Origin of the sequence: Pseudomonas sp. F8002 (genome assembly GCF_013385495.1) — a bacterium.
Taxonomy (GTDB): Bacteria; Pseudomonadota; Gammaproteobacteria; order Pseudomonadales; family Pseudomonadaceae; genus Aquipseudomonas.
In genome coordinates, this window is the sequence record NZ_JACAPW010000049.1 from 35,003 (window position 1) to 61,622 (window position 26,620).

Below are 26,620 nucleotides of genomic sequence, written 5' to 3' on the forward strand. Positions count from 1 at the left end.
GCCGAGTGGTGGGGCAAGAGCGTTTTGCTTACTTTTGCGCTGTTCAAAAGTGAGCCGCTGTAAGAGCGGAACCAATCTCAGCCATCACCCAAAAAACGGATATACACCCAAACCCAAACCCACAAACCACCTTACGGCAGCAAAGCCAACTCAATCAGCTCATGCAGTTCTTCAACCTCAAGCGGCGCGGTAGAAAACAGATTACGAAAAACGGTTGGCGCAACAATCAAATTGATCAGCCGATCCACGCTGGGAAGTGTCCCGGCGTCGTCGGTGTACCGATCCAGGATCGTCTCCAACTGCCCGGTGAGAATCCCCACGCAATACCCCGGCGCCTGACTGCATTGCACATCACGCATCATCTCGCGGCCAAGGTCCGAGCTCATCTCATCACGGTATTGCTCACCCCAGGCCCGCAGGTCTCCGCGCAGGCTGCCGGTATCAGCCGGCTCACTGTCCGGGCGCAGACGGGCCATCGCAACATCGGCCAGCAGCGCCGCCAAGTCACCCCAGCGCCGGTAGATGGTCGAAGGCGTCACTCCGGCGCGCGTGGCTATCTGCGGCACGGTCACGCTGGAACGGTCCTGCTCTTCGAGCAATTCACGCACCGCCGAATGCACTGATTCCTGGACCCGGGCACTACGGCCCCCCGGGCGGAGCCCTTCTTTTATCGCCATGCGTAAAACCTTAACACAAAGAATTTGCTTTAAGCGCCATCCGGTAGCACACTCCGCAAAAGCAAAATATTAGCTTTAGCGGAGCGTGCCCATGTCCAGCGTTACTTCTCATCGTTCCAGCCTGGTGTTTCTGGCGATCACCTTGCTGACGTTTCTCGCCGCCTCCAGCGCGCCGACCCCGTTGTACCACCTCTATCAAGAGGGCCTGCACTTTTCGGCGGCGATGTTGACCCTGGTATTTGGCATTTACGCCTTGAGCCTGCTGGCTGCATTGCTGACCGTGGGTTCACTGTCGGACCATCTGGGGCGCAAGCCGGTAATTTTTGCCGCGCTGCTCCTCGATATGCTGGCGATGTTGCTGTTTATCAATGCCGACAGCGTCGGCTGGCTGATTGCCGCCCGCACGGTACAAGGCTTTGCCACCGGCATGGCCACCGCCGTACTGGGCGCCGCATTGCTCGACACCGACCGCCAGCAAGGCCCGCTGATCAACAGCGTAGCGCCTTTGCTGGGCATGGCCTGCGGGGCCATGGGCTGCAGCCTGCTGGTGGAGTTCGCGCCGATGCCGACCACGTTGATTTACTGGACCCTGCTCGGGTTGATGATCCTGCAGGCATTGTACGTCTGGCGCCTGCCGGAGACAGTCAGCCGGATTCCGGGGGCCCTGGCCTCGCTATGGCCCACCTTGCATGTACCGCCCCAGGCCCGACGCGCCTTGTGGATCTCGTTGCCGGTAGACGTAGCCGTATGGGCCATGGGCGGTTTTTATCTGTCCCTGGCGCCCTCGCTGGTGCGGGCGGCGACCGGGTCTACCTCGAACCTGATCGGCGGCGGGCTGGTCGCGGTGTTGACGCTGAGCGGGGCGGTGATGATTTTCAGCCTGCGCAACCGCCCGGCGGACAAAGTCCTGCGGTTGGGCGCCGTGCTGCTGGCGGTGGGTGTTGCGCTGATCCTCACGGCCGTCCACAGCGCCAGCCTGCCGCTGTTCTTCATTGCCACGCTGATCGCCGGCGGTGGTTTTGGCTCGGGATTCCTCGGTGCGCTGCGCAGCGTCTTGCCGTTGGCCTTGCCCCATGAGCGGGCGGGCTTGATGTCGGCGTTCTATGTGCTGAGTTACCTGGCGTTCTGCGTGCCGTCGCTGTTGGCGGGCAACTTGACGCGCACCTTCGGTTTGATCGCCACCACCGACGGTTATGGCGTGGTGCTGATTGTATTGGCACTCGGCGCGTTGGTGGCGTTGCTAATGCAGGATTTGGCGAAGAGCAGGGCGACGGCGGGTAATTGATTCGGTAATAATTCGTCACCCTTACGCCTTGGGATTCACCCATGAAGATCATCCGCAGCAAAGAATTCACCGGCACCCGCGCCTGGGAGGCGCTGGACATCGCCAATATGAACGGCATCACCACCCGCTTGCATTGGACCGACCAGCCGTATCGCTGGCACGTGAATGACGGCGAAGAGGTGTTCGTGGTGCTTGATGGCCAGGTGCAGATGCACTATCGCGAAAACGGCAGCGAACAGATGGCCTTGCTTCAGGTAGGCGACATCTTCTACGCCAGTGTCGGCACCGAGCATGTGGCCCATCCACAGGGCCCCGCACGGATTCTGGTGATTGAAACCGAAGGCAGCGTTTAATTACATATCTACGAAACAGATAACAGTTAGAGATATTACCCGTTATATAGATATTCGATTCGGTTCTACCATGGTCTCAACCTCATGCGAGGAAGAGGAATACACCATGACTTGCCCAAATACGCTTCACAGCAGCTTGAAACCCTTCAGTCACCTGACCCGTCCCCGGGAAGTGATTCGCCAGTTCACCCCCAACTGGTTTGCCGCCACCATGGGCACCGGAGTGCTGGCGTTGGCGCTGGCGCAATTGCCGGTCAACCTGGCGGGGCTGCACGCCGTGGCCGAAGGGCTGTGGCTGTTTACCATTGGCCTGTTTGTGTTGTTCAGCGTGCTGTATGCGGCGCGCTGGGTGATGTTTTTCCACGAGGCCCGGCGCATTTTCGGGCACTCCACGGTGTCGATGTTCTTCGGCACCATCCCCATGGGCCTGGCGACCATTATCAACGGCTTCCTGCTGTTCGGCGTGCCGCGCTGGGGGGATGGCGTGGTGCAACTGGCCGAGGTGCTGTGGTGGCTCGACGTCGCGATGGCCCTGGCCTGCGGGGTGCTGATCCCGTTCATGATGTTCACCCGCCAGGAACACAGCATCGACCAGATGACTGCCGTGTGGCTGTTGCCGGTGGTGGCCGCGGAAGTCGCCGCCGCCAGCGGTGGCCTGCTGGCGCCGCACCTGGCCGACGCCCATTCGCAACTGGTGATGCTGGTGACCAGCTACGTGCTGTGGGCGTTTTCCCTGCCGGTGGCGTTCAGCATCCTGACCATCCTGATGCTGCGCATGGCCCTGCATAAACTGCCACACGCCAATATGGCCGCGTCGAGCTGGCTGGCTCTAGGTCCCATCGGCACCGGTGCCCTGGGCATGCTGGTACTGGGCGGTGATGCACCTGCCATCTTTGCCGCCAACGGTCTGCCCGGCGTCGGTGAGATGGCCAACGGCATCGGCCTGGTCGCAGGCATCACCCTGTGGGGCTTCGGCTTGTGGTGGATGCTGATCGCGGTGCTGATCACCCTGCGTTACCTGCGGGCCGGTATTCCGTTCAACCTTGGCTGGTGGGGATTCACCTTCCCGTTGGGCGTGTACTCGCTGGCCACGTTGAAACTGGCGAGCACCTTGCACCTGGGTTTTTTCAGCATCGTTGGTTGCGTGTTGGTGGCGGCGCTGGCGCTGATGTGGCTGATCGTCGCCAAGCGCACGGTGCAGGGCGCCTATAGAGGCGAGCTTTTTGTATCGCCGTGCATTGCAGGACTAGCGAATAAGTAAGCAGGATTAGGTAAAGTCGTGGCCTGGAAAAACCAATAACAGCCTTCAGGCCACGCAGGAACACGGACGATGAGCCACCCCTCGCAATTCACTTTGCTGCGCAAACGGCGTTTCCTGCCGTTCTTCATTACCCAGTCCCTTGGTGCGTTCAACGACAATATATTCAAGCAGTCGTTGATCCTGGCGATTCTCTACAAGCTGACCATCGAGGGCGACCGCTCGATCTGGGTCAATCTCTGCGCGTTGCTGTTTATCCTGCCGTTCTTCCTGTTCTCGGCCCTGGCCGGGCAATTTGGCGAGAAGTTCAACAAGGACGCGCTGATCCGGGTGATCAAGATCGGCGAGATCGTGATCATGTCCGTGGGCGCGGTGGGTTTCATGTTCAACCACCTGGAGCTGATGCTGCTGGCCCTGTTTGCCATGGGCACGCACTCGGCGCTGTTCGGGCCGGTGAAATACTCGATCATGCCCCAGGCCCTGCACGAAGATGAGCTGGTGGGCGGCAATGGCCTGGTGGAAATGGGCACGTTCCTCGCGATCCTCGCGGGCACCATTGGCGCCGGGATCATGATGTCGTCCACCCATTACGCGCCGGTGGTCTCGACGGCCATCGTCGGCATTGCGGTGCTGGGCTACCTGGCCAGCCGCAGCATTCCGCGCGCGGCGGCGTCCAGCCCCGAGATGCGCCTGAACTGGAATATCTTCAGTCAGTCCTGGGCCACCTTGAAGCTCGGCCTGGGGCAGACACCGGCGGTGTCGCGCTCGATTGTCGGCAACTCGTGGTTCTGGTTTGTCGGCGCGATCTACCTGACGCAAATCCCGGCCTACGCCAAGGAATGGATGTACGGCGACGAGACTGTGGTAACGCTGATCCTCACGGTGTTCTCGGTGGGCATCGCACTGGGTTCGATGCTGTGCGAAAAGCTCTCCGGGCGCAAAGTCGAGATCGGCCTGGTGCCGTTCGGCTCGTTCGGTTTGACCGTTTTCGGCCTGCTGCTGTGGTGGCATTCCGGCGGCTTCCCGCAGAACGTCCAGGCCAACGACTGGATCGCCGTGCTGAGTTACGGCCAGGCGTGGTGGGTGTTGTTCGATATCCTTGGCCTCGGCGTATTCGGCGGCTTCTATATCGTGCCGCTGTACGCGTTGATCCAGTCGCGTACCGCCGAGAACGAGCGGGCGCGGGTGATCGCGGCCAACAACATTCTCAACGCGCTGTTCATGGTGGTCTCGGCGATCGTCTCGATCCTGCTGTTGAGCGTGGCCAAGCTGTCGATTCCCGAGCTGTTCCTGGTGGTGTCGCTGCTGAACATCGCGGTCAACACCTACATCTTCAAGATCGTGCCCGAGTTCACCATGCGTTTCATGATCTGGCTGCTCAGCCATTCCATGTACCGCGTCGAGCACAAGAACCTCGAGCTGATCCCGGACGAGGGCGCGGCGTTGCTGGTGTGCAATCACGTGTCGTTTGTCGATGCGCTGTTGATTGCCGGTTCGGTGCGTCGGCCGATTCGTTTTGTCATGTACTACAAGATCTACAACCTGCCGGTTTTGAACTTTATCTTCCGCACTGCCGGGGCGATTCCGATTGCCGGGCGGCATGAGGACATCCAGATCTACGAAAAGGCCTTCCAGCGGATTGCCCACTACCTTAAGGACGGCGAGCTGGTGTGCATCTTCCCGGAAGGAAAATTGACCTCCGATGGCGAGATGAACGAGTTCCGAAGCGGCGTAACGCGGATTCTTGCAGAGACGCCGGTGCCGGTGATTCCGATGGCGTTGCAGGGGTTGTGGGGGAGTTTCTTCAGTCGCGATCCGAACAAGGGCTTCTTCCACCGGATCTGGTCGCGAGTGACCCTGGTGGCCGGCGCGCCGGTGACGGTAGAGGCGGCGACGCCAGAGGCGTTGCATGGTCTGGTTGGCACGTTGAGGGGTGATCTCAAGTAGTCAAGTTCTGGTGCTCAGGACCTTCTGCGCTGAAGGGCCTGGGCAGGGACTGACTTTGATGTGGGACAACGCTTGCAGTTTGTAGTTTTGGGTAATAAATCACTCATCCTGCGGAACCATTTCTTTCTAATTGCCACGCAGTCATCGTAGTTGTCTAACGCTAAGGATGATTTTCGATGAACATGCAATTGAGTACTAACCCTCCCGCTTTACAACCGCCTTTACATACTCTTTCTACAGCACCCTCCGATAAGTTACAGGATAAACAGGGCGAGCCTTCTGCGCCGATAAAGATCATCCCGAATATGCCATTCAATGAAGGTGGGGTCCAGATAGATTTAAGTGTTAGGGGCGGCGGGCGTGGTTTTTTCTCCCCGCCAAAAGACCAGGCGTTAACGATTAAGACGGGTGACAGCGCGGACAAAATTCATATTAAAAATTCGGCTGATGGAGGATTGACCGCCGAGATTAATGGCAAGACCTACGACATTCCTTTCGATACCAAGAGTAATGGTCAGCAGCATCTTGAGATCCAAAGCAACGGCGGAGACGACAATGTCACTATTGACGACGACGTAAAAGTGCCCGTCAGCGTCAAGCTGGGAGCCGGCAACGATCGATTCAACGCTGGAGGCGGCAGGACCAATGTCTACGGCGGTGTTGGTAATGACACCATTCAATTGGGCAGCGGTGTCGGGTATGCCGAGGGCAACGATGGGGATGACACGATCACCGGAGGCTCGGCATATAGCGTCATGTATGGGGGTAACGGCAACGACAAGTTGCGGGGAGCAGGTGGTGGCACTTACATGGACGGTGGCAGCGGCAATGATTCGCTGCGTGGAGGCGGTGGGAAGAACGTCATGAATGGCGGAAAGGGAAATGATGTTGTAGATGGTGGTGCTGGTCAGAATACAATTTATACCGGCAAGGGGCAGGATACGGTTAATTCAGTATCTGATAAGGATATTGTTTACGGCAAGAAAGACGACACTATAAAACGCACGGGGAACTCTAAGTTCGTTGAGGTGACGCCGTCTGACGTTGGTAAAAAAGCGTTTGAGGTTAAAGGGGATGGTGAGTTCAAGCAGCGCGTTGAAGATGATTTAGAGTTTTTTCGGGGTTCTCCAGTAGGGCAAAAAATGCTTGGGGCGTTAGACAAGACTCCCGCGCCGATAAAAATAGAGAAGGTGCCAGAGTCGGAGGGTATCTTTTATAAGTACGGACGTAAGGACTTACAACCACTCAATGAGCACCCACCTCAAGATTCGCAACACGGATTCATCACTAATAACACGCCAGGTATGCCGGCTGATGATGCAACAGTCTCCTACAACCCTTCGTTCATTATGGACAAGTACGAGCGTCCAGGCGTCTCAACCCTGTTCCATGAGTTCGCCCATGCGTACGACGGTGTCGACGGTAAGTTCTTGCCCGGAGAAACTGAAGTACCGCCAGAAACTAGCGATCCCCGCAGGCCAACTCGTGAGCCAAATTTGGAGCGGCAAGCCGTTGGGTTACCAACGGACGGTGAACCTTATGATTTTGATAATGACCCCTCAACGCCCCCTACCAGTACAAACCCGGAGCCGTATAACGAAAATGCACTTTACAAGGAATGGGGGAAAGAACCGCGTGAACGCTACTATGACGTCTGATGCATCACAGAGTAGTAAATAGCGTGCCGTACTCGGTGGACTATTAAGTCCACCTTGTTTTTATTGCCGGTGAGTGGCTCAGGCGCTGATCTTGAGCCCGATCAGCCCACAGATAATCAACGCCACACTGGCCAGTCGAAACAACGCCATGGACTCCCCGAACAGGATAATCCCGGCAATCACCGTGCCCACCGCACCGACTCCGGTCCAGATGGCATAGGCGGTGCCCAGCGGCAGTTCCTTCATGGCCAGCCCCAACAGTCCGAGGCTGACGGCCATGGCGGCAATCGTCAGGGCCGTGGGCAGTGGCTTGCTGAAACCGTCGGTGTACTTCAGTCCGACGGCCCAGCCGACTTCAAACAGTCCGGCAAAAAACAGAATGATCCAGGACATGATGACCTCCCTTCTTAGGTGGGGTCGTCCCCGGATTAAGCGCTTGATTGCGTCGCAGGGTCGTCCCCGCGAAGCCCGGTAGAGTGCCGAATATTGATCAGGTGATCAAGTTTCGGACTTGCCCGCCAACAATTCGCGGTCTTCCTTTTCGCTCATTCGCCGGAAGTACGTAGCCAGGAGTGCCCCGGAAATATTGTGCCAGACGCTGAACAGCGCACTCGGCACCGCCGCCAGCGGCGAGAAATGCGCACTTGCCAGTGCGGCGCCCAAGCCGGAGTTCTGCATGCCCACTTCCAGCGACAGGGATTTGCGTTGTGCCAGCGGCAGCCCGAACACACGGCCGGTGAAATAGCCCAGCAGGAAGCCAAAGGTGTTATGCAGGATCACCACCGCCATGATCAGCAGGCCCGACTCGGCAATCTTCGCCTGGCTGGCCGCCACCACGGCGGCGACGATCGCCACGATGCTGACCACCGACACCAGCGGCAACACCTCCACCGCATGACGTACCCGGGCGCCCAGCAAGCGCTGCGCCACCACGCCCAACACGATCGGCAGCAGTACCACTTGCAGGATCGACCAGAACAACTCCATGAACGACACCGGCAACCAGGCCGAGGCCAGCAGCCAGATCAGCGCGGGCGTCAGCAGCGGAGCGAGGAGGGTAGTGACGGCGGCAATGGCCACCGACAGGGCCAGGTCGCCTCGGGCCAGCCAGGTCATGACGTTGGACGACGTGCCGCTCGGGCAGCAGCCGACGAGGATCACACCGACGGCAATTTCCGGTGGCAGGTGAAAGACCTGGCACAGCAGCCAGGCCACGCCGGGCATGATCACGAAATGCGCGACCACACCCAATGCCACGCGCCACGGATGGCGCGCGACTTCAGCGAAATCTTCAAGTTTGAGGGTCAGCCCCATGCCGAACATCACCAGGCCCAACAGCGGCACGATGGCGCCTTTGAGGCCGAGAAACCAGGCGGGTTGCAGGAACGCAACCACGGCAAAAATCAGCACCCAGTAGGCGAAGGTATTGCCGACGAAACGGCTCAAGGCGGCGAGTGCACGCATGGGGTTGGTCCTTGTTATTCGATTTTGGAAGTGCGCATGCGATCAAATGTGGGAGCGGGCTTGCTCGCGAATGCGGTGTGTCAGCCAGGAAGATATCAACTGAAAGGACGCATTCGCGAGCAAGCCCGCTCCCACATTTTGATCTTCACAAGGCTTTAGATACCTTGTGGGGTCTCTTCGCCACCCAGTGCCTCAACCAACGCCGGCAGGAAGTCGCCAAACGTCAGCATCATCAGGGTAAAGCTGGCGTCCTGCTGGCCCAGTGCTTCGTCGCCGCCGTCCTGTTCCGCCTGATCCTGCAGCAGGTCTTCGAACTTCAGGCGCTTGACGGTCATTTTGTCGTCCAGCATGAAGGACAGCTTGTCCTGCCAGGCCAGGGACAATTGGGTCACGACTTTGCCGGTGGTGAGGTGCAGCTGGATCTCTTCGCCGGTCAGGTCCTGGCGTTTGCAGCGCACGATGCCGCCGTCTTCGTGGGTGTCGCGCAGTTCGCATTCGTCGAGGACGAAGAAGTCATCGGCCGGTTTCTGGGTGGTGACCCAGTCGGTCATGATGGCGGTTGGCGCGGTTTTCACGGTCAGCGGACGTACCGGCAGGGTGCCGATCACTTCACGCAGGGTGGACAGCAGGTCTTCGGCACGTTTCGGGCTGGCGGAGTTCACCAGGATCAGGCCCTGTTTTGGCGCGATGGCGGCGAAGGTCGACGAGCGACGGATGAACGCGCGCGGCAGGAAGGCCTGGATGATTTCATCCTTGATCTGGTCGCGTTCCTTTTTGTAGACCTTGCGCATTTGCTCGGCTTCGATCTCTTCGACCTTTTCCTTCACCGCATCACGCACCACGCTACCCGGCAGGATACGTTCTTCCTTGCGCGCAGCGATCAGCAGGAAATCACCGCTGACGTGCACCAGTGGCGCGTCCTCGCCTTTGCCGAAAGGGGCGACGAAACCGTAAGTGGTCAACTCCTGGCTTGCACAAGGGCGCGCCAGTTTGGTGGCCAGTGCAGTTTCCAACGCCTCGGCATCAACAGGCAGATCTTGGGTCAGGCGATAGATAAGCAGGTTTTTGAACCACATGGGGTGAGTCTCTCCTTATATACAAAGGGGGGCATTATTCTCCTCATGGCGTCATAGGCCAACCCTCGCTAAGCCATTGGAAGGCCTGAAAAAAATTATTTAAGAAAGTGCTTGCCAGACCATGGGTCGCTCCGTAGAATGCGCGCCACACCGAAAGTGAAGGGTGATTAGCTCAGCTGGGAGAGCGTCTGCCTTACAAGCAGAATGTCGGCGGTTCGATCCCGTCATCACCCACCATTCGCTTTATGTGTTACGCGCAGCGGTAGTTCAGTCGGTTAGAATACCGGCCTGTCACGCCGGGGGTCGCGGGTTCGAGTCCCGTCCGCTGCGCCATATTCGGTCACCTGGAACGCTGAACGCCAGGTACCACAGGAAGCCCGCTCATTGAGCGGGCTTTTTGCTGTCTGGGGTTTGCTAAAACCGCCGGTCTAAAAAACGCCCCCGATCATGTGCAGTGATCGGGGGCGTTTTTGATTGGGTTTAGAAATCCCAGCGGGTACTGACCATTACGTTGCGAGGGTCGCCATAGTACGACGAGTTGTAGAAGCCGATGTTGGTGTAATACGACTTGTCGAACACGTTGTTGACGTTGACGGTCGCCGACACGCTGTCGGTGATCTGATAGCGGGCCATCAGGTCCACCAGCCAGTAGGGATCCTGGGCAAATTTTTCTTGAGCGCCGCCCTTGGCCCAGTTGCTCAGTACCTGCCAGCCTTGACCCTGCCAACGCGCGCCGCCGCCGAGGGTGAGTTTGTCGAGGCTGCCGGTCAGCTTGTAGCTGGTATAGACATTGACCTGATCTTCCGGCTCCCAGGTCGATACCTTCTTGCCGCTTTCATCACGGGCAATCTTGTGGGTGTAGCCTGCCTGCAACTGCCAGCCGGGTGCCAGTTCGCCAGAGATTTCCGCCTCATAACCCTTGGTTTTCGAAGTGATCGGCTTATAGGCGTAGTCGCGAGCGGGGTTGGTTGGGTTGGCGTTGTACTCCGTATCTTCCTCGGGGCGGTTTTTTTCGTGAACCTCGAAGTAGGCGATGCTGGAATTCAGGCGCCCTTCGAAGAATTCACCTTTGAGCCCCACTTCGTAGTTCTTGCCTTCATCCGGCTCCAGCAATTTGTTGTTGCGATCACGGTTGAACGACTGCGGCAGGAAAATTTCCGTGTAACTGGCGTAGGCCGACACGTTGTCGTTCAGGTCGTATACCAGGCCTGCATAGGGCAAGACCTTGCCGCTTTTTTTCGTATCACTGGTGCCGGTGACCTGGAAGTCTGCAACGCGCGTGCCCAGCAGCAGCGAAAGATCGTCCGTGAGGCTGAAGCGAGCGGTCATGTAGCTGCCGGTCTGGCGGGTGATTTCATCGTTTTTGTTGGTGACTTCGCCCCAGTCCGGCTTCGGGATGTCGCCGTTCCAGTTGTAATAGTCGAAGTTATTGTTGGGCAGGCTGGCGTTGGTGTAGTCCTTGCCTTTCCAGTGGGAGCGGGAAACCGAGGTGCCAACCACCAACTGGTGTTCTCGGCCAAACAGGTCGAAGGGGCCAGAGGTGTAAAGGTCGGCGCTGTCGCTGACGGTTTCACCTGTGTATTTGCGCGCCAGCACTGAGGGCAAACCTGGGCTCACGAAACCCAGGGGGGCGTTGTAACCGTTGATTTGATGGTTGTACTGACCTTTGGCGACCCAGCCATTTTCGAAGCTGTGTTCAAGGGTGGCAAAGGCGGTGCGCGTGTACTGCTGCCAACTGCTCCACCGTGGCCCGTTGTTGAATGAGCGCTTGGAGCCAATGCGATTGCCGGATTCGTCATACAGCGAGGCACTGCCGGTCCAGCTTGAGCCTTTGGGGTCATTATCCTGATAGTCCGCGCCCACGGTCAGCAGGGTATCCGGCGACAGGTCCGCCTCCAGGATGCCGTAGTAGACGCTGGTTTTGCGTTGGTAATGGTCCATGAAGGAGTGTTTGTCTTGATGGGCCGCCACGGCTCGGCCGCGGATGTTCCCGGTTTCGGTCAAGGGACCGCTGACGTCAACTTCCGATCGGTAGTTGTCCCAGGAACCGGCGCCAAGGTCGATATGGCCCTTGAATTCCTGGGTAGGTTTCTTGCGGATCATGTTGATGGTGCCACCAGGGCCACCGGCGCCAGTGAGCAGGCCAGTGGCGCCCTTGAGGATTTCTACCCGGTCATAGATCACCATGTCGGTGAGGGTATGGCCGGACGAATACTGCGGGTCTTGCAGGATAGGAATACCGTCGTACTGGAAGTTGCGAATCGCGAAGCCGCGGGAGTAATAGCTGGTACGGTCGCTGTCATACGTTGCCACGGTGATGCCCGGGGTATGGCGCATCACGTCGTCGATGGAGTTGAGGCCAAAGTCATCCATGGCCTGGCGGGTGACCACCGAGATCGATTGCGGAGTTTCCCGTGGCGTCAGCACCAGGCGGGTAGCGGTGGCGATGGTGCCGGGGGTGTAAGAGCCGGAGCCTTCGGTAATGGTGCCGAGTTGGTTGGCGCTGATCTGCGTCGCCCCCAGCTCCACGGCGCCGGTGGGGGTAGGGTTGGCTTCCAGTGCGTAGACCTGATCACCTTTGACTGCCCGATAACCACTGCCACGCAGCAGCTTTTCAAACCCGGCCTCCACGCTATAAGTGCCTTTGAGTCCCGGGCCCGCGAGCCCCTGCAGGTTCTGGGACTGGAACACGATAGCCACCCCCGCTTGCTGGGCGAACTGGTTGAGTGTGGCGCCCAGCGGCCCGGCAGGTATGTCGTAGGCTTGGGCCGCAACGTTTACCGTGTCGGCCTGGGCCAGATGGGTATTGAGCAGCGTCGTCGCGAGCAGTGTGAGGGTCAGCGGCGCGCTGCTCAGCAGGCGTCTGCGAGGCTTGGAAGGGAAGGGCATGGTGAGGGCAGTCCTTTAGTCATCGGTATACCTTCCTTGACGGGCAACCCGAAAAAAAGCGGAAGCAATGCGAATAATTATTTTTTGCTCTCGGTATCCGGGCTGACAATTATCAGCCATGGGGTAAAGGTTTTCAGCGTGATCGGCAGGGTTTGAGCCAGCATCTGCAAGGTGCGGTCGGTGTCATCCAGGGGAAGTACGGCCGAGACCTTGAGACTGGCCAGTGCGGCGCGATCAAACTGCAAGCGGCCCGAACGGTGCCGGGCGATCTCATCCAGCACTTCCGGCAACGGTCGGTTATCCACCACCAATTGATGGCGGCGCCAGGCCCCATTGATGCTCGCCGTATCGATGCTGCCGGAGAGGCGCACGGCATCTTTGCTGAGTCGCGCCTGTGAGCCGGCGTCCACTTCCAGCGTCTGCTGGCCATTCGCGCTTTGGGCGGCAACGCGGGATTCGAGCATGCTCAGCACCGTAACGTCACCCTCGCGCCTGACCACAAATCGCGTACCCAGGGCGCGCAGGGTGCCTTGGGCGGTCTGCACCACAAATGGCCGTTCGCCATCGTGGGCCACTTCCACCAGGATCTCGCCTTGCAGCAATTCGATGCGGCGCTGCCGGCTGTCGAAATGCAGATTCGCCGCACTGATGCCGTTCAGGGTCAGCGTCGAGCCGTCCGCCAGCCGCAGGGTTTTCCATTCGCCGGGGCCGTTGTGCACATCGGCCATCCATTGTTGTGGATAAGGACTGTAGAGCAGCGCCATGGCGGGAAGGCCCAGGCTGCAGGCCAGTACCAACGCGCGGACGTAGTTTTTGCGCGCCTTCCCATGCCGGGGAAAGGCCGCACTCAAGGCCGCCCGGGCCGGTGCCTTTTGCCCGCGCAGGGCCTGCATCCGCGCAATCACATCTTCCATGCGCGCTGCTGATGCGGCGTGTTGCGGGCCTTGCTGCTTCCAGCGCTCGAACGCCTGGCGCTGGGCCTCGGTCAATTCACCTTCGTGCAGGCGAATCATCCATTCGGCGGCTTGTTCATCGATCTGTTGGCGAGAGTCGGGCATGCGCGGCTCAGATGTCCACGCTGTGGCTGCAATGCAGCAGGGCCTGGATCAGGTATTTGCGTACCGTACGTTCCGACAGCTTCAGTTGTCGGGCGATTTGCTGCTGGGTCAGGTCTTCGAGGTAATACAGCACAAACGCCTGGCGCATATTGTCGTGCATGCCTTCCAGCATGAAGGCGATGTGCTCGAGGGCTTCCAGGGTGGTGTGGATCTGTTCGGGCGACTGGAAACCTTCCAGGGTTTCCACCGTCAGCATCAATTCCTGAAGGTAGGCGTGCTCAATCTGCTTGCGCCGTGCCTGGTCGATGATCAGCCGCCTGGCGGTGGTACTTAAATAGGCGCGGGGTTCGCGGATGGCGGTCACCGACTCGCGGGCGTGCAGAATCCGCGCGAAGGTGTCCTGCGCGACGTCGGCGGCGTTATGGGTACAGCCCAGTTTTCGGCGCAACCAAGTGAACAGCCAGCCGTGATGCTCGCTGTACAGCTCGGTAATCTCCCGTTGGAACGGCGGTTCACCCACAGACATAAGGCCCGGCCCAGGTGTTATTGAGAATAATTGTTAATTGTGGGGCCAAGGCTTGGGCAAACGCAATAGACTCGCGTTTGCACCCAAAGCGCCGGTTTTGCGGGGTGCGCGGGGTCGAAGACAAAATATTTTAAATAAATTGCATTTAAATCATGACATTACGGAAAAATGCTATAGAATGCGCCCCACACCGAAAGTGAAGGGTGATTAGCTCAGCTGGGAGAGCGTCTGCCTTACAAGCAGAATGTCGGCGGTTCGATCCCGTCATCACCCACCATTCGCTTTATGTGTTACGCGCAGCGGTAGTTCAGTCGGTTAGAATACCGGCCTGTCACGCCGGGGGTCGCGGGTTCGAGTCCCGTCCGCTGCGCCATATTCGGTCACCTGGAACGCTGAACGCCAGGTACCACAGGAAGCCCGCTCATTGAGCGGGCTTTTTGCTGTCTGGGGTTTGGGTTTAGAAGAACTCGTCCAGCAAGCAGTAGAACGCGATGCGCTGCTGATCGGGTGCGACGCCGTACTGCTCGAAGAACGGCGCCACCCAGGCCACTCCGAGATTGCGCTCGATGCTGCGGGCCGCGAGTGCCAGGTCCTGATAACGGTCACTGACCCCCAGGCCACCACAGTCGATGAAACCACTGAAGTGATCGCCCTCAGCCATGAAGTTTGGCAGGCAGGCATCGCCGTGGGTCACGACCAGGTCATGGGCGGCGGGGCGCGTCGACAGCAGTTCGGCGAATACATCCGTGGCGGCTCGGCCCAGGCGTTGATCGTCGAAGTCGGTCTCGTCAACCAGCCCTGCGTTCACGCGATTACCGGCGGCCGCAATACGGTGTTCCAGCGAGTGGTCGAACGGGCACTGTGCAATCGGCACCTGGTGCAGGCTGCGCAGTGCGCTCGCCACCAGGCGGATGACCTGCGGCGCAGACAAGTCGCTGGCGCTGGCCAGATCCTGCCCCGGGACGGCGCTCATCAGCAGCCAGTGGCGATAGTGTTCCGTGAGCACATCCAGCACGGCAGGCCCAGGCAAGTTCGATTGCCGGAGCCAGCGCAGCCGCTCGATCTCGTCGGGCAACTCGGCGAGGGGGCCGATGGGCTCGGATTTCAGGAACAGGTCCTCACCGTTGCCGCAGCGCAGGCGGAAGACGTCAGCTCCCGACTCGCCAATGGTCTGTGGCTCGATGAGTGCGTCAGGGAATTGGTCACGCCATTTTTTTGGAATAGTCATGCGCGCATTCTTCCATTTTCTTCGTATTGCTTCCATCCAGCGCATCCTGGCGCCGTAAAAACACCAAGACCACCAAGGCCGTGACCAGCGTGAAACCGGCCAGTAGTTGGAGCAACGTGTTGAACCCCGCGATGTAGGCGCTGCGCAGTGCTTCCAGCGGAAGGGCGGCCGAGGCCAGTTGCACGTTGCCCATGACCAGGCCTTGGGCAATCACTGACACGTCGGCCCCTGCGCGACCCTTCAGGTGATGTGCCACCAATGCGCCCAATACCGCCATCGTGATCGCCAGCGCCACGCCTTCACTGGCCACGCGGGTGGTGTTGAAAATCCCCGCCGCCATTCCCGCACGCTCCTTGGGCACCACGCTGATCGCCAAACCATCCATCAAACCCCACGGCAGCCCGGTGCCGATCCCGATGACCAGCATTGCGGCTATGGTCTGCGCAGGCTGGTTGGCCAGGCTTAATCCCCACAGGCCCACCGCCGCGATCAGCAAGCCAATGGCACACAACAGTCCTGCTGAGAGCCAGCGCGTCAGCGATGCGGCGATCATCGGCACCACCAGCATCGGTGCCGATAACGCGAGCATCATCAAACCCGCGTCCAGCGCGCTGGCGCCTTCCACACCGATAAACCGCAGGGGCAGCAACACGATCAGCACGATGTAGCAGTAGCAGGTACCGATCGGCAGGAGCTGCACGCCAATAAAACGCGGGAAGCGAAACAGCCGCAGCTCCAGCATCGGTTGGCTGGAGCGGTTTTCGACGAGGATAAACACCAGCAAAAACACCGCCGCCGCGATCAGCAGGGCATCAACCAGCGGCGACGTCCAGCCGTGCTCCGGCGCGAGGATCACCGCCGTGGTCAGGGCCACCAGCATCGCGGAAAACGTCAGTACACCAGCGGTGTCCAGCCGCAGCGCTTGCGGGTCGCGGCTTTCACGCATTTTGGGCGCGGCAAACAGCAGCGAAATACCGGCCAATAATGCAGTGCCGAGAAAAATCGAGCGCCAGCCCCAGTGCTCGATCAGCAACCCCGACAGCAATGGCCCAAACGCCAGGCCAGCACCGAATGTGGTGCCCAGCAAGCTGAAGGCGCGGGTGCGGGCATGGCCGTCAAACTCCTGGGCCAGCGCCGCACAGCCACTGGCCAATGCCGTAGCCGCCGCGACGCCCTGCACGCCACGCAACACATCCAGCCAGAAAATCCCCGGTGCCACTGCCAGCAGCAAGGAGACCACGGTAAACAGCGCCATGCCCCACAAGAAAAGACGCTTTCTCCCATAGAGGTCGGCGAGGGTGCCGGCGGCCATTAACAGGCTGCCGAAACTCAGCATGAATGCGTTGGTGATCCACGCCAGTTGGCTGGGCTGGGCGGCAAATGCCTGGCCGATAAAGGGCGTGGCGACGGCGCCCCCGGTAAAGCTCATGGGCAATACCAGGGCGGCCAGGCAAATGGCCGCCAGGTTGGAATATCGGCCATGGGCGGGCGCAGATTCCGTTGTAGTGGTCATAAGGGCATTCCCGTGAGTCAGAAGATTAAAAGACTCTAATCAGGATGTAATCATGGATAAACGGGCTAACATTCCTTTCATAACGGACTTGATGGATGCAATGACGTGACCGATAACCTGAGCGGCGTGATCGCCTTCGTGAAAACCGCGGAAGCCCTGAGCTTCACCGGCGCGGCCCGGGCGATGGGGATTTCCGCTTCGGCGGTGGGCAAGAATGTCGCCAAGCTTGAGGCGTCACTGAATGTGCGGCTGTTGCACCGCAGTACGCGCAAGGTCAGCCTCACCGCCGAAGGCCAATTGTTCTACGAGCGCAGTCGGAAGATTCTCGACGACCTGCAAGACGCCCGCGCCATGCTTTCCCATGCGATGCAGGCACCCCGGGGCAAACTGCGGGTCAGCCTGCCCACCATCGGTTATCGCTTTCTCTTTCCGCACATGATGGCGTTCCGCAAAGCCTACCCCGAGATCGAGCTGGAGCTGGATTTCAACGACCATCTGGTGGATGTGATCGAGGAGGGCTTCGACGTGGTCATCCGCAGCGGCGGTCTGGCGGACTCGACCCTGATGGCCCGCAAATTGGGACCGTTCAGGTTTGTGCTGTGCGCGTCACCCGAGTACCTGCGGGCCAACGGTCGGCCAGAGTCCCTGAGCGATTTGGAGCATCACCCGTGCTTGCGTTACCGCTTCGCCACCACCGGCAAAATCATGGACTGGACCTTGTCCGCCAACCCGGCCATCACCCAATTGCGCCTGCCCACCGCGCTGACCCTGAACAACATGGAGGCCATGCTCCGGGCCGCGATGGACGGCCATGGGATTGCCTACGTGCCAGACTTCCTGGCCCGCGAAGCACTCGCCCAAGGCCAGCTGGAAACCGTGCTCGACGGCCATTCCGATGACCAGGGCCAGTTCTGGGCCCTGTGGCCATCCAGCCGGCATCTCTCGCCGAAGATCCGCGTGTTTGTCGACTTCGCCGCCGCGCACCTGTTCACAAGCCTACCAACCGGTAGCCCACCTGCAACTCGGTGATGAAGTACTGCGGCTGGGCCGGGTCCGCCTCCAGCTTCTGCCGCAGGTGCGCCATGTGCACCCGCAGGTAGTGGGCGCGGTCCACGTAATCCAGGCCCCACACCTCGAGCAATAATTGCCGATGGGTGAGCACCCGGCTCTGCCCGCGAATCATCGCGCACAGCAGGCGGTATTCGATGGGCGTCAGGTGCACCGGCAGGCCTTGGCGCCATATTTCATGGGTCGCCAGGTCCACCTCGATATCGCCAAACGCCACCTTGCTGGTGGCCGCCACGGTGCCGGTCTGCCCATGACGGCGCAGTTGCGCACGGATGCGCGCGAGCAACTCGGGTACGCCGAAGGGTTTGGTCAGGTAGTCATCGGCGCCGGCGTCCAGGGCGGCGACTTTTTCCTCTTCGCGATCCCGTGCCGACAACACCAGGATCGGCACCGCCAGCCATCCCCGCAGCTCGCTGATCAGCTGTTTGCCGTCGCCGTCCGGCAGGCCGAGGTCGACGATCACCAGGTCCGGCTGACGGCTGGAAGCGTGGATCAACGCGCGTTTGACGCTGTCGGCCTCGAACACCTGGAAGCCCTCATCCTGCAGGGCGATGCCGACAAAACGGCGGATGTTGGCCTCGTCTTCAACAATCAGAATGCGTGCAGTGCTCATAGGGCGTCCATTGGGGGCGGAGTACCCGCCGGTAAAGTGATGACGAAATGCATGCCGCGCTCGCTGCCGGGTCTGGCTTCGATGCGCCCGCCGTGGGCTTCGACGATGCGTTTGGCCAGGGCCAGCCCCAAGCCGATTCCGGCGACCGAGGATTCCTGCTGGCCACGGGCAAACGGTTCGAACAGATTGGCCGGCGCGCTGCCCGGGCCGGTGTCGCTGACTTCCAGCAGGATGCTGTCGGAAACGGAACGGGCGGTAACGGTGATGACCGTGCCAGGCGGGGTGTATTTGGCGGCGTTGTCCAGCAGGTTGACCAGCACCCGTTCGATCAGCAGCGCGTCGACTTCCACCAGCGGTAATTGCGGGTCCAGCGTCGTGTTCACCACATGCCGGGCCAGTGGTTCACGCAACTGGCGCAGGGCGCTGCCGACGATCTCTTCCAGCAGATGCCATTGCCGGTTGAGTCGCACACCGCGCTCCTGCATGCGGGCCATGTCCAGCAGGTTTTCGATCAGGCGTTGCATCGAAGTCGCCTGCTCATGAATACCGTGCAGCAACGCGGTCAGCGGCCCCGGCGGCGCATGGGGCAGGGCGGTGTCGGCGGCGCCGATCAGTGTGGTCAGGGGGGTGCGCAGGTCGTGGGAAATCGCCGCGAGCAAGGTGTTGCGCATTTTCTCGCCTTCCATCTGCACCATCGTGCTTTGCGCCACTTCGACGAAGTGCACGCGCTCCAGGGCAATCGCCAATTGGCTCATGCAGGCTTCCAGCAGGCGGCGCTCTTCGGGCTCGTTGAGGCGCTCGCTTTGCGCCAGTTCCAGCACCAGCACACCGCGCACGCGCATCGGCGCCTTGAGCGGCAGGTAGCAGCCCTTGGCGGCGGACAAGGTGTCGGTGCCCTGGCCGGCGGACTGGCCGTGGTCGTAGGTCCATTGGGCGATGCTGTCGTCGATCGGCAGCCCACCTGCGCCCACGCTGTGCACGCCGTCGGCGGCGTCCGGCAAGGCCAGGCCGACCCGTGCCTCGAACACGCCGCTGAAAGTGCGCAGCGCCACTTCGCTGATCTGCTCCACGGTCAACGCGGCCGACAGGTCCCGGGCCAGACGCGCCAGGGACGTGGCGCGGCGTTCTCGAGCGGCGGCGGTGCGCGCTTCGTGGCGCAGGCGTGCGGTGAGCTGCCCGGTGATCAGGGCGATGCCGAGCATCAACGCGAAGGTGAAGAAATACTGGGTGTCGTTGACGGTAAACGAGTAGCGCGGCTGGACGAAAAAGAAGTCGAAACACAGCACCGCGAGCATCGCTGCCCACACGCCGGGGCCGCGTCCAAACCGCAGGGCCACCAGCACCACCGTGAGCAGGAACAGCATCACCACGTTGGCCAGGTCGAACACCTGCAGCAGCAGCGCGGCGATGGCGCTGGCGGTGAAACAGGCGAGTGTGGACCAGAGGTAGGCCAGGGTTCTGCCGGGCGCTGGCGTAGGTTTTTCAATGGCAGGAACAGTGCCTGGCAACATGCCATGGGCGATCACGATCTGGTCGATCTGCGGATGGTGCCGGCTGATCCGGTCGCTCACCGACTGATGCCAGAACCGCCATGCCCGGCGCGGGTGATGGCCGAGCACCAGGCGATTGGCGTTGTGTTCCCGGGCACAGGCGGCCAGTGCTTCGGCGACGTCCATGCCCGGCAATGTCGCGGTGTCGGCGCCGAATTCGCTGGCCAGCGCCAGGGTTTTCATCGCCGTGAGATAACGCTTGGCGCCGCGGCCCTGGGCTGCGGCGACGTGCACCACGATCCAGTCCGCCTCGAGCTTTTGCGCCAGGCGCGCGGCTTCTCGCACCAGGCGTTCATCACCGGCGTCACCGGCCACGCCTACCAGCAATCGCTCGCGGGCGGGCCACAGGGTCTTGATCGACTGTTCGCGACGGTACACGCGCATCTGCGTGTCGACCCGGTCGGCCGTGCGGCGCAGGGCCAGTTCCCGCAGGGCGAGCAGGTTGCCCTTGCGGAAAAAGTGCCGCGACGCACGTTCGGCCTGAGGGCCCAGGTACACCTTGCCGTCCTTCAAGCGTTGCAGCAGATCATCCGGCGGCAGGTCCACGACGACCACTTCGTGGGCATTGTCGAACACGTGGTCCGGTACGGTTTCCCGCACGCGAATGCCGATGATCCCACTCACCAGATCGTTAAGGCTTTCCAGGTGCTGGACGTTGAGGGTGGTCCACACATCGATGCCGGCGCTGAGCAGTTCTTCCACGTCTTGCCAGCGTTTCGGGTGGCGCGAGCCGGGCACGTTGCTGTGGGCCAGTTCATCCACCAGCAGCACGGCGGGATGGCGTTGCAGGGCGGCGTCGAGGTCGAATTCGGTGAGGGTGAAATCGTGATGCAGGCGGTGGGCGCGGGGCAGTTGTTCGAGGCCGTTGAGCAGCTTGGCGGTTTCCTGGCGGCCGTGGGTTTCCACCACACCGGCGAGTACGTCGCGGCCCAGGCTGACTTCCCGTTGCGCCGCGTCAAGCATGGCGCAGGTCTTGCCCACCCCGGCGTTGGAGCCGAAGTAGATACGCAGTTTGCCGCGCAAGGCGGCCTGTTCTTCCTGCTGGACCCGGGCGAGAAGGGCGTCGGGGTCGGGGCGTTCTTCGTTTAATGCGGGCATGTCATTCCTGGTCAATGCGGTTCAATGGTGGGAGCGGGCTTGTTCGCGAAAGCGGTGTGTCAGTGACAGACGAGTTGGCTGACACTCCGTATTCGCGAGCAAGCCCGCTCCCACATTGGATTTGCGGTGCTACACGAGACCCAGCCCGGTCAGCACCAGGTCAATCAACTTGATCCCGGCAAACGGCACCAGCACCCCGCCCAGGCCATAGATCAGCAGGTTGCGATTGAGCAACGCCGCCGCGCCAATCGCCCGGTACGTCACGCCGCGCAGGGCCAAGGGAATCAGCGCCACGATGATCAACGCGTTGAAAATCACCGCACTGAGGATCGCCGAGTTGGGGCTGGTCAGGTGCATCACGTTCAGCGCGCCGAGCTGCGGATAGGTCGCGACAAACGCCGCCGGGATGATCGCGAAATATTTCGCCACGTCATTCGCCACGCTGAAGGTGGTGAGCGCGCCACGGGTCATCAGCATTTGTTTGCCCACCTCGACCACTTCGATCAGCTTGGTCGGGTTGCTGTCGAGGTCGACCATGTTGCCGGCCTCTTTCGCTGCCTGGGTGCCGCTGTTCATCGCCACCGCCACGTCGGCCTGAGCCAGTGCCGGGGCGTCGTTGGTGCCGTCGCCGGTCATGGCCACAAGCTTGCCCTGGGCCTGGTAGTCGCGGATCAGTTGCAGCTTGTCTTCCGGGCGCGCCTCGGCGAGGAAGTCATCCACGCCGGCTTCCACCGCAATCGCGGCGGCGGTCAGGCGGTTGTCGCCGGTGATCATCACGGTCTTGATGCCCATGCGCCGCAGTTCGGCGAAGCGCTCCTTGATGCCGCCCTTGATCACGTCCTTGAGCTCCACCACGCCGAGTGCTTTTGCCCCGTCCGAGACCACCAGCGGGGTGCTGCCGCGACGCGATACTTCGTCGACCTTGGCCTGCAATGCAGCCGGAAAGCTCCCGCCGAGCGCTTCGATATGACTGCGGATGGCATCCGCTGCACCCTTGCGAATACCGCGGCCTTCGGGCAGGTCGACGCCGCTCATGCGGGTCTGTGCAGTGAAGTGCACAAAGCTCGCGCCGAGGGCGTTGATGTCCCGCGCGCGGATGTCGAACTTCTGCTTGGCCAGCACCACGATGCTGCGGCCTTCCGGGGTTTCGTCGGCCAGGGACGCCAGTTGCGCCGCGTCGGCCAGTTCAGCTTCCTTGACTCCCGGTGCCGGCAGGAAACTGCTGGCCTGGCGATTGCCCAACGTGATGGTGCCGGTCTTGTCCAACAGCAACACGTCGATGTCACCCGCCGCCTCAACCGCGCGGCCGGAAGTGGCGATCACATTGGCCGACATCATGCGGCTCATGCCCGCCACGCCGATGGCCGAGAGCAGGCCGCCGATGGTGGTGGGAATCAGGCACACCAGCAACGCCACCAGCACCGTGGCGCTGATCACGTTGCCACTGCCACTCATGGCCACGGCGAAGATCGAGTACGGGCTCAGCGTGGCGATCACCAGCAGGAACAACAGGGTCAGGCCCACCAGCAAAATCGTCAGGGCGACTTCGTTGGGGGTCTTCTGGCGCTTGGCGGATTCGACCATCGAGATCATGCGGTCGAGGAACGACTCGCCCGGGTTGACGCTGATGCGCACCACCAGCCAGTCCGACAGCACCCGCGTGCCGCCGGTGACCGAGGAAAAGTCGCCGCCGGCCTCGCGAATCACCGGTGCCGATTCGCCGGTGATTGCGCTTTCATCCACCGAGGCCACGCCTTCGATCACCACGCCGTCCAGCGGCACCAGGTCGCCGGCTTCGATCAACACCACCTGGTCTTTGCGCAACAGCGTGGCTTCGGTCGGCAGCCATGCGGCGCCGTGTTTGGGTTGTTGCAGCAACTTGGCCAGGGTCTGGCGCTTCATCCCGCGCAGGCTGGCGGCCTGGGCACGGCTGCGGCCTTCGGCCAGGGCCTCGGCAAAGTTGGCGAACAGCACGGTAAACCACAGCCACAAACAGATGCTGAGGATAAAGCCGCTGGGCGCTTCACCCTGGCCACCCAGGGACTGGAACCACAGCAGCGTGGTGAGGATGCTGCCCAGGTACACGACGAACATCACCGGGTTTTTCCACTGCGCCTGGGGCAGCAGTTTCTTGAACGCATCCCCGCAGGCGGTGAGCACGATGGCGCGATCAAACAGAGGTAAACGAGCATTCTTGATCATGGGGGAATCTCTTACTCACTGGCCGCAATGGGGGGCTGGCGCAGAGGCAGGCGGGCGTCCAGCGCGAGGTTGAGTTGCAGCACATTGACCCGTGGTTCGCCGAGCAAACCCAGGGTGCGTTCCGCGGTGTTTTCGTTCACCAGTTGCAGCAGTTCGGCTTCGGGGATCTGTCGCAGGCGGGCGACCCGGGCCAGCTGGATGCGTGCGTTGGCCACGGAGATATGCGGGTCCAGGCCGGAGGCGGAAGCGGTGACCGCATCCACCGGCACCTGGGCGTCGGCGGCGAGGCCGTTGTCCTGGCGGTAGGCTTTAACCCGGGCCGTGACCTGGTCCACCAGTTTCTGGCTGGTAGGGCCCAGGTTGCTGGCGCCGCTGGAACCGGCGTTGTACGGCTGGGAGACACTTTTGCTCGGGTCTTGCGGGTCGGCACCGAGGGTCATGCTCGGGCGGCCGTGGAAGTAGCCGGGCCTGGTGAAGTCCTGGCCGATCAACGCCGAGCCGATCACCAAACCGTCGCGTTCAATCAGCGAGCCCTGGGCCTGGAACGGGAACAGCAACTGCGCGGCAAAGGTGGTGAAGACCGGGTAGGCGAGGCCGGTCAGCGCCATGAAAAACACCGCCGAAACCAGCACCGGGCGCAACAGCCCTTTGAATATCGATTGAGTCGTCATCAACGTGTCCTTAGTTGTACGTCTGGCCGGACAGCAACTGCAGTTGCTCCACCAGCGGGCCGAGCGCGAGCGCCGGCAAGAAAGTCAGGCCACCCACCACCAGCACCACAAACACCACCAGCACCATGAACAGCGGGGTTGCGGTGGGGATGGTGCCGGCGCCGGCAGGCACGGTCTTTTTCATCGCCAGGGAACCGGCCACGGCGAGCATCGGCAGCATGGTGAAGAAGCGCCCGACCAGCATCGCCAGGCCAATGGTGGTGTTGAAGAACGGCGTATTGGCGTTCAGCCCGGCGAACGCCGAACCGTTGTTGGCGGTGCCCGAGGTGTAGGCGTAGAGCACCTCGCTGAAACCGTGGGGGCCGAGGTTATTCAGGCTGGCCATGGTGTCGGGCCACAGAGCGGCGAGGGCGGTGAACCCGAGGATGCTGATGGGGTGCGCGAGCACCGAGAGCATCACCAGTTTCATCTCCCGGGCCTCGATCTTCTTGCCGAGGAATTCCGGGCTGCGGCCGATCATCATGCCTACCAGGAACACCGTCAGCAGCGCGTACTGGATCAGGTTGATAAAGCCCACGCCGTCGCCGCCGAACACGCAGTTGAGCATCATCTGCGCCAGGGGCACGAAGCCGCCCATGGGGGTCAATGAGTCATGCATCGCGTTGACCGAACCGGTGGTGGCCGCGGTGGTGGTGGCGATAAACAGGCTGCTGTCGGCAATGCCGAAACGCAGCTCCTTACCTTCCATATTGCCGCCGCTTTGCTCGATGGACAGCGTCTGGTTGGCACCGGCCTGGGTCAGCAGGGGGTTGCCGTTTTGCTCGGCGCCATACACCAGAGCGAGAAAGCCTAAGAACATCACCAGGAAGGTGCCGAAAAACACCCAGCCCTGACGGCGTTGCAGCAGCATGCTGCCGAAGGTGTAGGTCAGCGCCGACGGGATCAGCAACATGCTGAGGATGTGCAGGGCGTTGGTCAGCGGGGTCGGGTTTTCGAACGGGTGCGCGGCGTTCATGCTGAAGAAGCCGCCGCCGTTGGTGCCGATATGCTTGATCGATTCAAAGCTCGCCACGGCGCCGACAATCAGTTGTTGCTGCGCGCCTTCCAGGGTGGTGGCCAGGGCTTGGGAGGAAAAGGTCTGCGGCATGCCTTGCCACACATACACCAGAGCCATGCCCACGCACAGCGGCAGCATCACGCGGTACAGGGTGCGGGTGAAGTCGACCCAGAAGTTGCCGATATCCGCCGAGCTTGAGCGACTCAGTCCACGGATAAAACCGGCTGCGGCGACCACGCCCGAGGTGGCGCCGACGAACATCAGGAAGGTGATTACTGCCATCTGGCTGAAGTTCGACAGGCTGGTTTCGCCCGAGTACGCCTGCCAGTTGGTGTTGGTGATAAAGGAAGCGGCGGTATTGAACGCCAAGTCCGGGGTTTGCGCGGCCAGCCCGAGTGGGTTGATCGGCATGACGGCCTGTAACCGCAGGATGAGATAGCCGAGCAGCATCATCGCGGCGTTCGACAGCAACAGGGCCGAACCGTAGCGGGCCCAGCTCATGGTTTCCAGCGGGTCGATGCCCAGCAGGCGATAGGTATAACGTTCCGGCAGGGCGTGGCGGGTTCCGGTAAACACCCGGGTCAGCCACTTGCCCATCAGCACGGCGAGCCCGGTCATCAACCCCAGGACCAGCGCAAATTCCAGCAAAGTGCTTAGCATGTCGAGGCTCCGTTCAAATCTTGCCCATGGCGACAATGGCCATGGTTGTCGCGGCGAAAAACACCAGGGAGAGGCCTACAAAAATCATGTCGTACATGGTGGGGCTCCCTAGAACTTTTCGGCGCGAATGAGGGCGTAGCCCAGATAAGCGAACAGCCCGACGGCGCATAGGCCGCTGGCGATATAGATGAACTTGAGTGTGAGCACGGTGGAACTCCCCTGATTAATAAGCCGCGATTGCGGACGCGGGGAGGTTAAGAGGTTGGGTATCAAGTTCGGGCACTGATTGCGGGTTTGGGCATTAAGACGGTGTATAGAGGAGGGTGGGGTGGGCGAACGGAAAAAAGGGATAACCCGGGGGCGGGGTATCCCTTGAAGCACTGGGGTTTTGCTGCTTTTGATGATCAGCTTATTTGGCTTTCTTTTTCTTTGATTCGCGGGTGGCGAGTTGTTCGAAGCAAAACGCGGCGGCGCCGAACAGGGCGATCATTGAGAGGACGATCATGCCTAACGTTGAACTTTCCACGATGACTTCCTGCGGGGGTTATTGGGGTGGAGGTCACAGTAGTGGAGGGGGGATTAGTTGCTCAATAGAGACGACTTAAACGTTACGGCTGGGGGTGAATCTATACGGGTTCTTTACGGTGCTGTTGGGTGTATATCCGTTTTTTAGGTAACGGCTACTTATGGTTTCGCTCTTACAGCGAGTCACTTTGCAAAAGCGGCAAAGTAACCAAAGCGCTCTGCCCCGCCTGTCGGCGCCTCGCTG

Annotated in this window: 21 protein-coding genes and 4 tRNA genes; 10 read left to right on the forward strand and 15 right to left on the reverse strand. The window is 60.9% G+C overall.

The features are described from left to right. Positions 1-131: 131 nt before the first annotated feature. Positions 132-677, reverse strand: coding sequence for a TetR/AcrR family transcriptional regulator (locus HX811_RS30680; protein WP_087695266.1), 546 nt, complete (start codon positions 675-677; stop codon positions 132-134). Positions 678-768: 91 nt separating this feature from the next. Here HX811_RS30680 and HX811_RS30685 point away from each other — a divergent pair, with 91 nt between their 5' ends. From HX811_RS30685 to HX811_RS30705, 5 genes are all read left to right on the forward strand, one after another. Continuing rightward, positions 769-1,962, forward strand: coding sequence for an MFS transporter (locus HX811_RS30685; protein ID WP_003212382.1), 1,194 nt, complete (start codon positions 769-771; stop codon positions 1,960-1,962). Positions 1,963-2,003: 41 nt separating this feature from the next. After that, positions 2,004-2,315: a cupin gene (locus HX811_RS30690; protein WP_102606155.1), complete on the forward strand. Its 312-nt coding sequence runs from the start codon at positions 2,004-2,006 to the stop codon at positions 2,313-2,315. A 106-nt stretch (positions 2,316-2,421) separates the two neighbouring features. Continuing rightward, positions 2,422-3,576 carry a TDT family transporter gene (locus HX811_RS30695; RefSeq protein ID WP_177021156.1) on the forward strand — a complete coding sequence of 385 codons (1,155 nt, stop codon included), beginning with the start codon at positions 2,422-2,424 and terminating at the stop codon, positions 3,574-3,576. 69 nt (positions 3,577-3,645) lie between these two features. Then, positions 3,646-5,520, forward strand: coding sequence for an MFS transporter (locus HX811_RS30700; RefSeq protein WP_008430445.1), 1,875 nt, complete (start codon positions 3,646-3,648; stop codon positions 5,518-5,520). 176 nt (positions 5,521-5,696) lie between these two features. After that, entirely contained in the window at positions 5,697-7,178 is a 1,482-nt protein-coding gene (locus HX811_RS30705; RefSeq protein WP_177048666.1) for a M91 family zinc metallopeptidase, read from the forward strand. Between the two features lie 78 nt (positions 7,179-7,256). Here HX811_RS30705 and sugE read toward each other — a convergent pair whose 3' ends face one another. From sugE to rdgC, 3 genes are all read right to left on the reverse strand, one after another. Next, positions 7,257-7,571: a quaternary ammonium compound efflux SMR transporter SugE gene (gene sugE / locus HX811_RS30710; RefSeq protein ID WP_003190128.1), complete on the reverse strand. Its 315-nt coding sequence runs from the start codon at positions 7,569-7,571 to the stop codon at positions 7,257-7,259. Positions 7,572-7,676: 105 nt separating this feature from the next. Beyond that, positions 7,677-8,642, reverse strand: a complete 966-nt coding sequence (locus HX811_RS30715; RefSeq protein ID WP_003212369.1) for a bile acid:sodium symporter family protein — start codon at positions 8,640-8,642, stop codon at positions 7,677-7,679. A 155-nt stretch (positions 8,643-8,797) separates the two neighbouring features. Then, positions 8,798-9,718: a recombination-associated protein RdgC gene (rdgC, locus tag HX811_RS30720; RefSeq protein WP_008430455.1), complete on the reverse strand. Its 921-nt coding sequence runs from the start codon at positions 9,716-9,718 to the stop codon at positions 8,798-8,800. Between the two features lie 161 nt (positions 9,719-9,879). Between rdgC and HX811_RS30725 the strand changes: the two genes are divergently transcribed. Further along, positions 9,880-9,955, forward strand: a tRNA-Val gene (locus HX811_RS30725). 19 nt (positions 9,956-9,974) lie between these two features. Further along, a tRNA-Asp gene (locus HX811_RS30730) sits at positions 9,975-10,051 on the forward strand. A gap of 147 nt (positions 10,052-10,198) precedes the next feature. Here HX811_RS30730 and HX811_RS30735 read toward each other — a convergent pair. From HX811_RS30735 to HX811_RS30745, 3 genes are all read right to left on the reverse strand, one after another. After that, complete coding sequence (locus HX811_RS30735) at positions 10,199-12,607, reverse strand: TonB-dependent siderophore receptor (protein ID WP_177048667.1); 2,409 nt, start codon at positions 12,605-12,607, stop codon at positions 10,199-10,201. Positions 12,608-12,684: 77 nt separating this feature from the next. Next, the gene (locus HX811_RS30740) at positions 12,685-13,665 is read right to left on the reverse strand and encodes a FecR family protein (RefSeq protein WP_177048669.1); all 981 of its coding nucleotides are present in this window, start codon (positions 13,663-13,665) and stop codon (positions 12,685-12,687) included. A gap of 7 nt (positions 13,666-13,672) precedes the next feature. Further along, entirely contained in the window at positions 13,673-14,191 is a 519-nt protein-coding gene (locus HX811_RS30745; RefSeq protein WP_008430460.1) for a sigma-70 family RNA polymerase sigma factor, read from the reverse strand. A 201-nt stretch (positions 14,192-14,392) separates the two neighbouring features. On the opposite strand from HX811_RS30745, the gene HX811_RS30750 reads away from it, so the two are divergent. Continuing rightward, positions 14,393-14,468: transfer RNA gene (locus HX811_RS30750), tRNA-Val, on the forward strand. A gap of 19 nt (positions 14,469-14,487) precedes the next feature. After that, positions 14,488-14,564: transfer RNA gene (locus HX811_RS30755), tRNA-Asp, on the forward strand. An 84-nt stretch (positions 14,565-14,648) separates the two neighbouring features. Here HX811_RS30755 and HX811_RS30760 read toward each other — a convergent pair. Both HX811_RS30760 and HX811_RS30765 read right to left on the reverse strand, forming a co-directional pair. Beyond that, a complete protein-coding gene (locus HX811_RS30760) occupies positions 14,649-15,419 on the reverse strand; it encodes an APH(3')-II family aminoglycoside O-phosphotransferase (RefSeq protein ID WP_177048671.1) in 771 nt (256 codons plus the stop codon). Beyond that, entirely contained in the window at positions 15,394-16,932 is a 1,539-nt protein-coding gene (locus tag HX811_RS30765) for an MFS transporter (RefSeq protein ID WP_256344489.1), read from the reverse strand. Before HX811_RS30765 ends, HX811_RS30760 begins: the two co-directional genes overlap by 26 nt. Before the next feature lie 105 nt (positions 16,933-17,037). Between HX811_RS30765 and HX811_RS30770 the strand changes: the two genes are divergently transcribed. Continuing rightward, on the forward strand, positions 17,038-17,961 hold the full coding sequence (locus tag HX811_RS30770) for a LysR family transcriptional regulator (RefSeq protein ID WP_177048673.1): 924 nt from the start codon (positions 17,038-17,040) through the stop codon (positions 17,959-17,961). On the opposite strand, the gene HX811_RS30775 is transcribed toward HX811_RS30770, so the two are convergent. The 6 genes from HX811_RS30775 to kdpF form a co-directional block, all read right to left on the reverse strand. Continuing rightward, on the reverse strand, positions 17,921-18,613 hold the full coding sequence (locus HX811_RS30775; protein ID WP_177048675.1) for a response regulator: 693 nt from the start codon (positions 18,611-18,613) through the stop codon (positions 17,921-17,923). The genes HX811_RS30770 and HX811_RS30775 overlap by 41 nt on opposite strands. After that, positions 18,610-21,261 carry a sensor histidine kinase KdpD gene (locus tag HX811_RS30780; RefSeq protein ID WP_177048677.1) on the reverse strand — a complete coding sequence of 884 codons (2,652 nt, stop codon included), beginning with the start codon at positions 21,259-21,261 and terminating at the stop codon, positions 18,610-18,612. Before HX811_RS30780 ends, HX811_RS30775 begins: the two co-directional genes overlap by 4 nt. Before the next feature lie 129 nt (positions 21,262-21,390). Continuing rightward, positions 21,391-23,463: a potassium-transporting ATPase subunit KdpB gene (kdpB, locus tag HX811_RS30785; RefSeq protein ID WP_177048679.1), complete on the reverse strand. Its 2,073-nt coding sequence runs from the start codon at positions 23,461-23,463 to the stop codon at positions 21,391-21,393. 11 nt (positions 23,464-23,474) lie between these two features. Then, entirely contained in the window at positions 23,475-24,134 is a 660-nt protein-coding gene (kdpC, locus tag HX811_RS30790; RefSeq protein WP_177048682.1) for a K(+)-transporting ATPase subunit C, read from the reverse strand. A 10-nt stretch (positions 24,135-24,144) separates the two neighbouring features. Further along, entirely contained in the window at positions 24,145-25,851 is a 1,707-nt protein-coding gene (gene kdpA, locus HX811_RS30795) for a potassium-transporting ATPase subunit KdpA (RefSeq protein ID WP_003219425.1), read from the reverse strand. Positions 25,852-25,959: 108 nt separating this feature from the next. Next, entirely contained in the window at positions 25,960-26,058 is a 99-nt protein-coding gene (gene kdpF / locus HX811_RS32355) for a K(+)-transporting ATPase subunit F (RefSeq protein ID WP_003219423.1), read from the reverse strand. Positions 26,059-26,620: the final 562 nt, after the last annotated feature.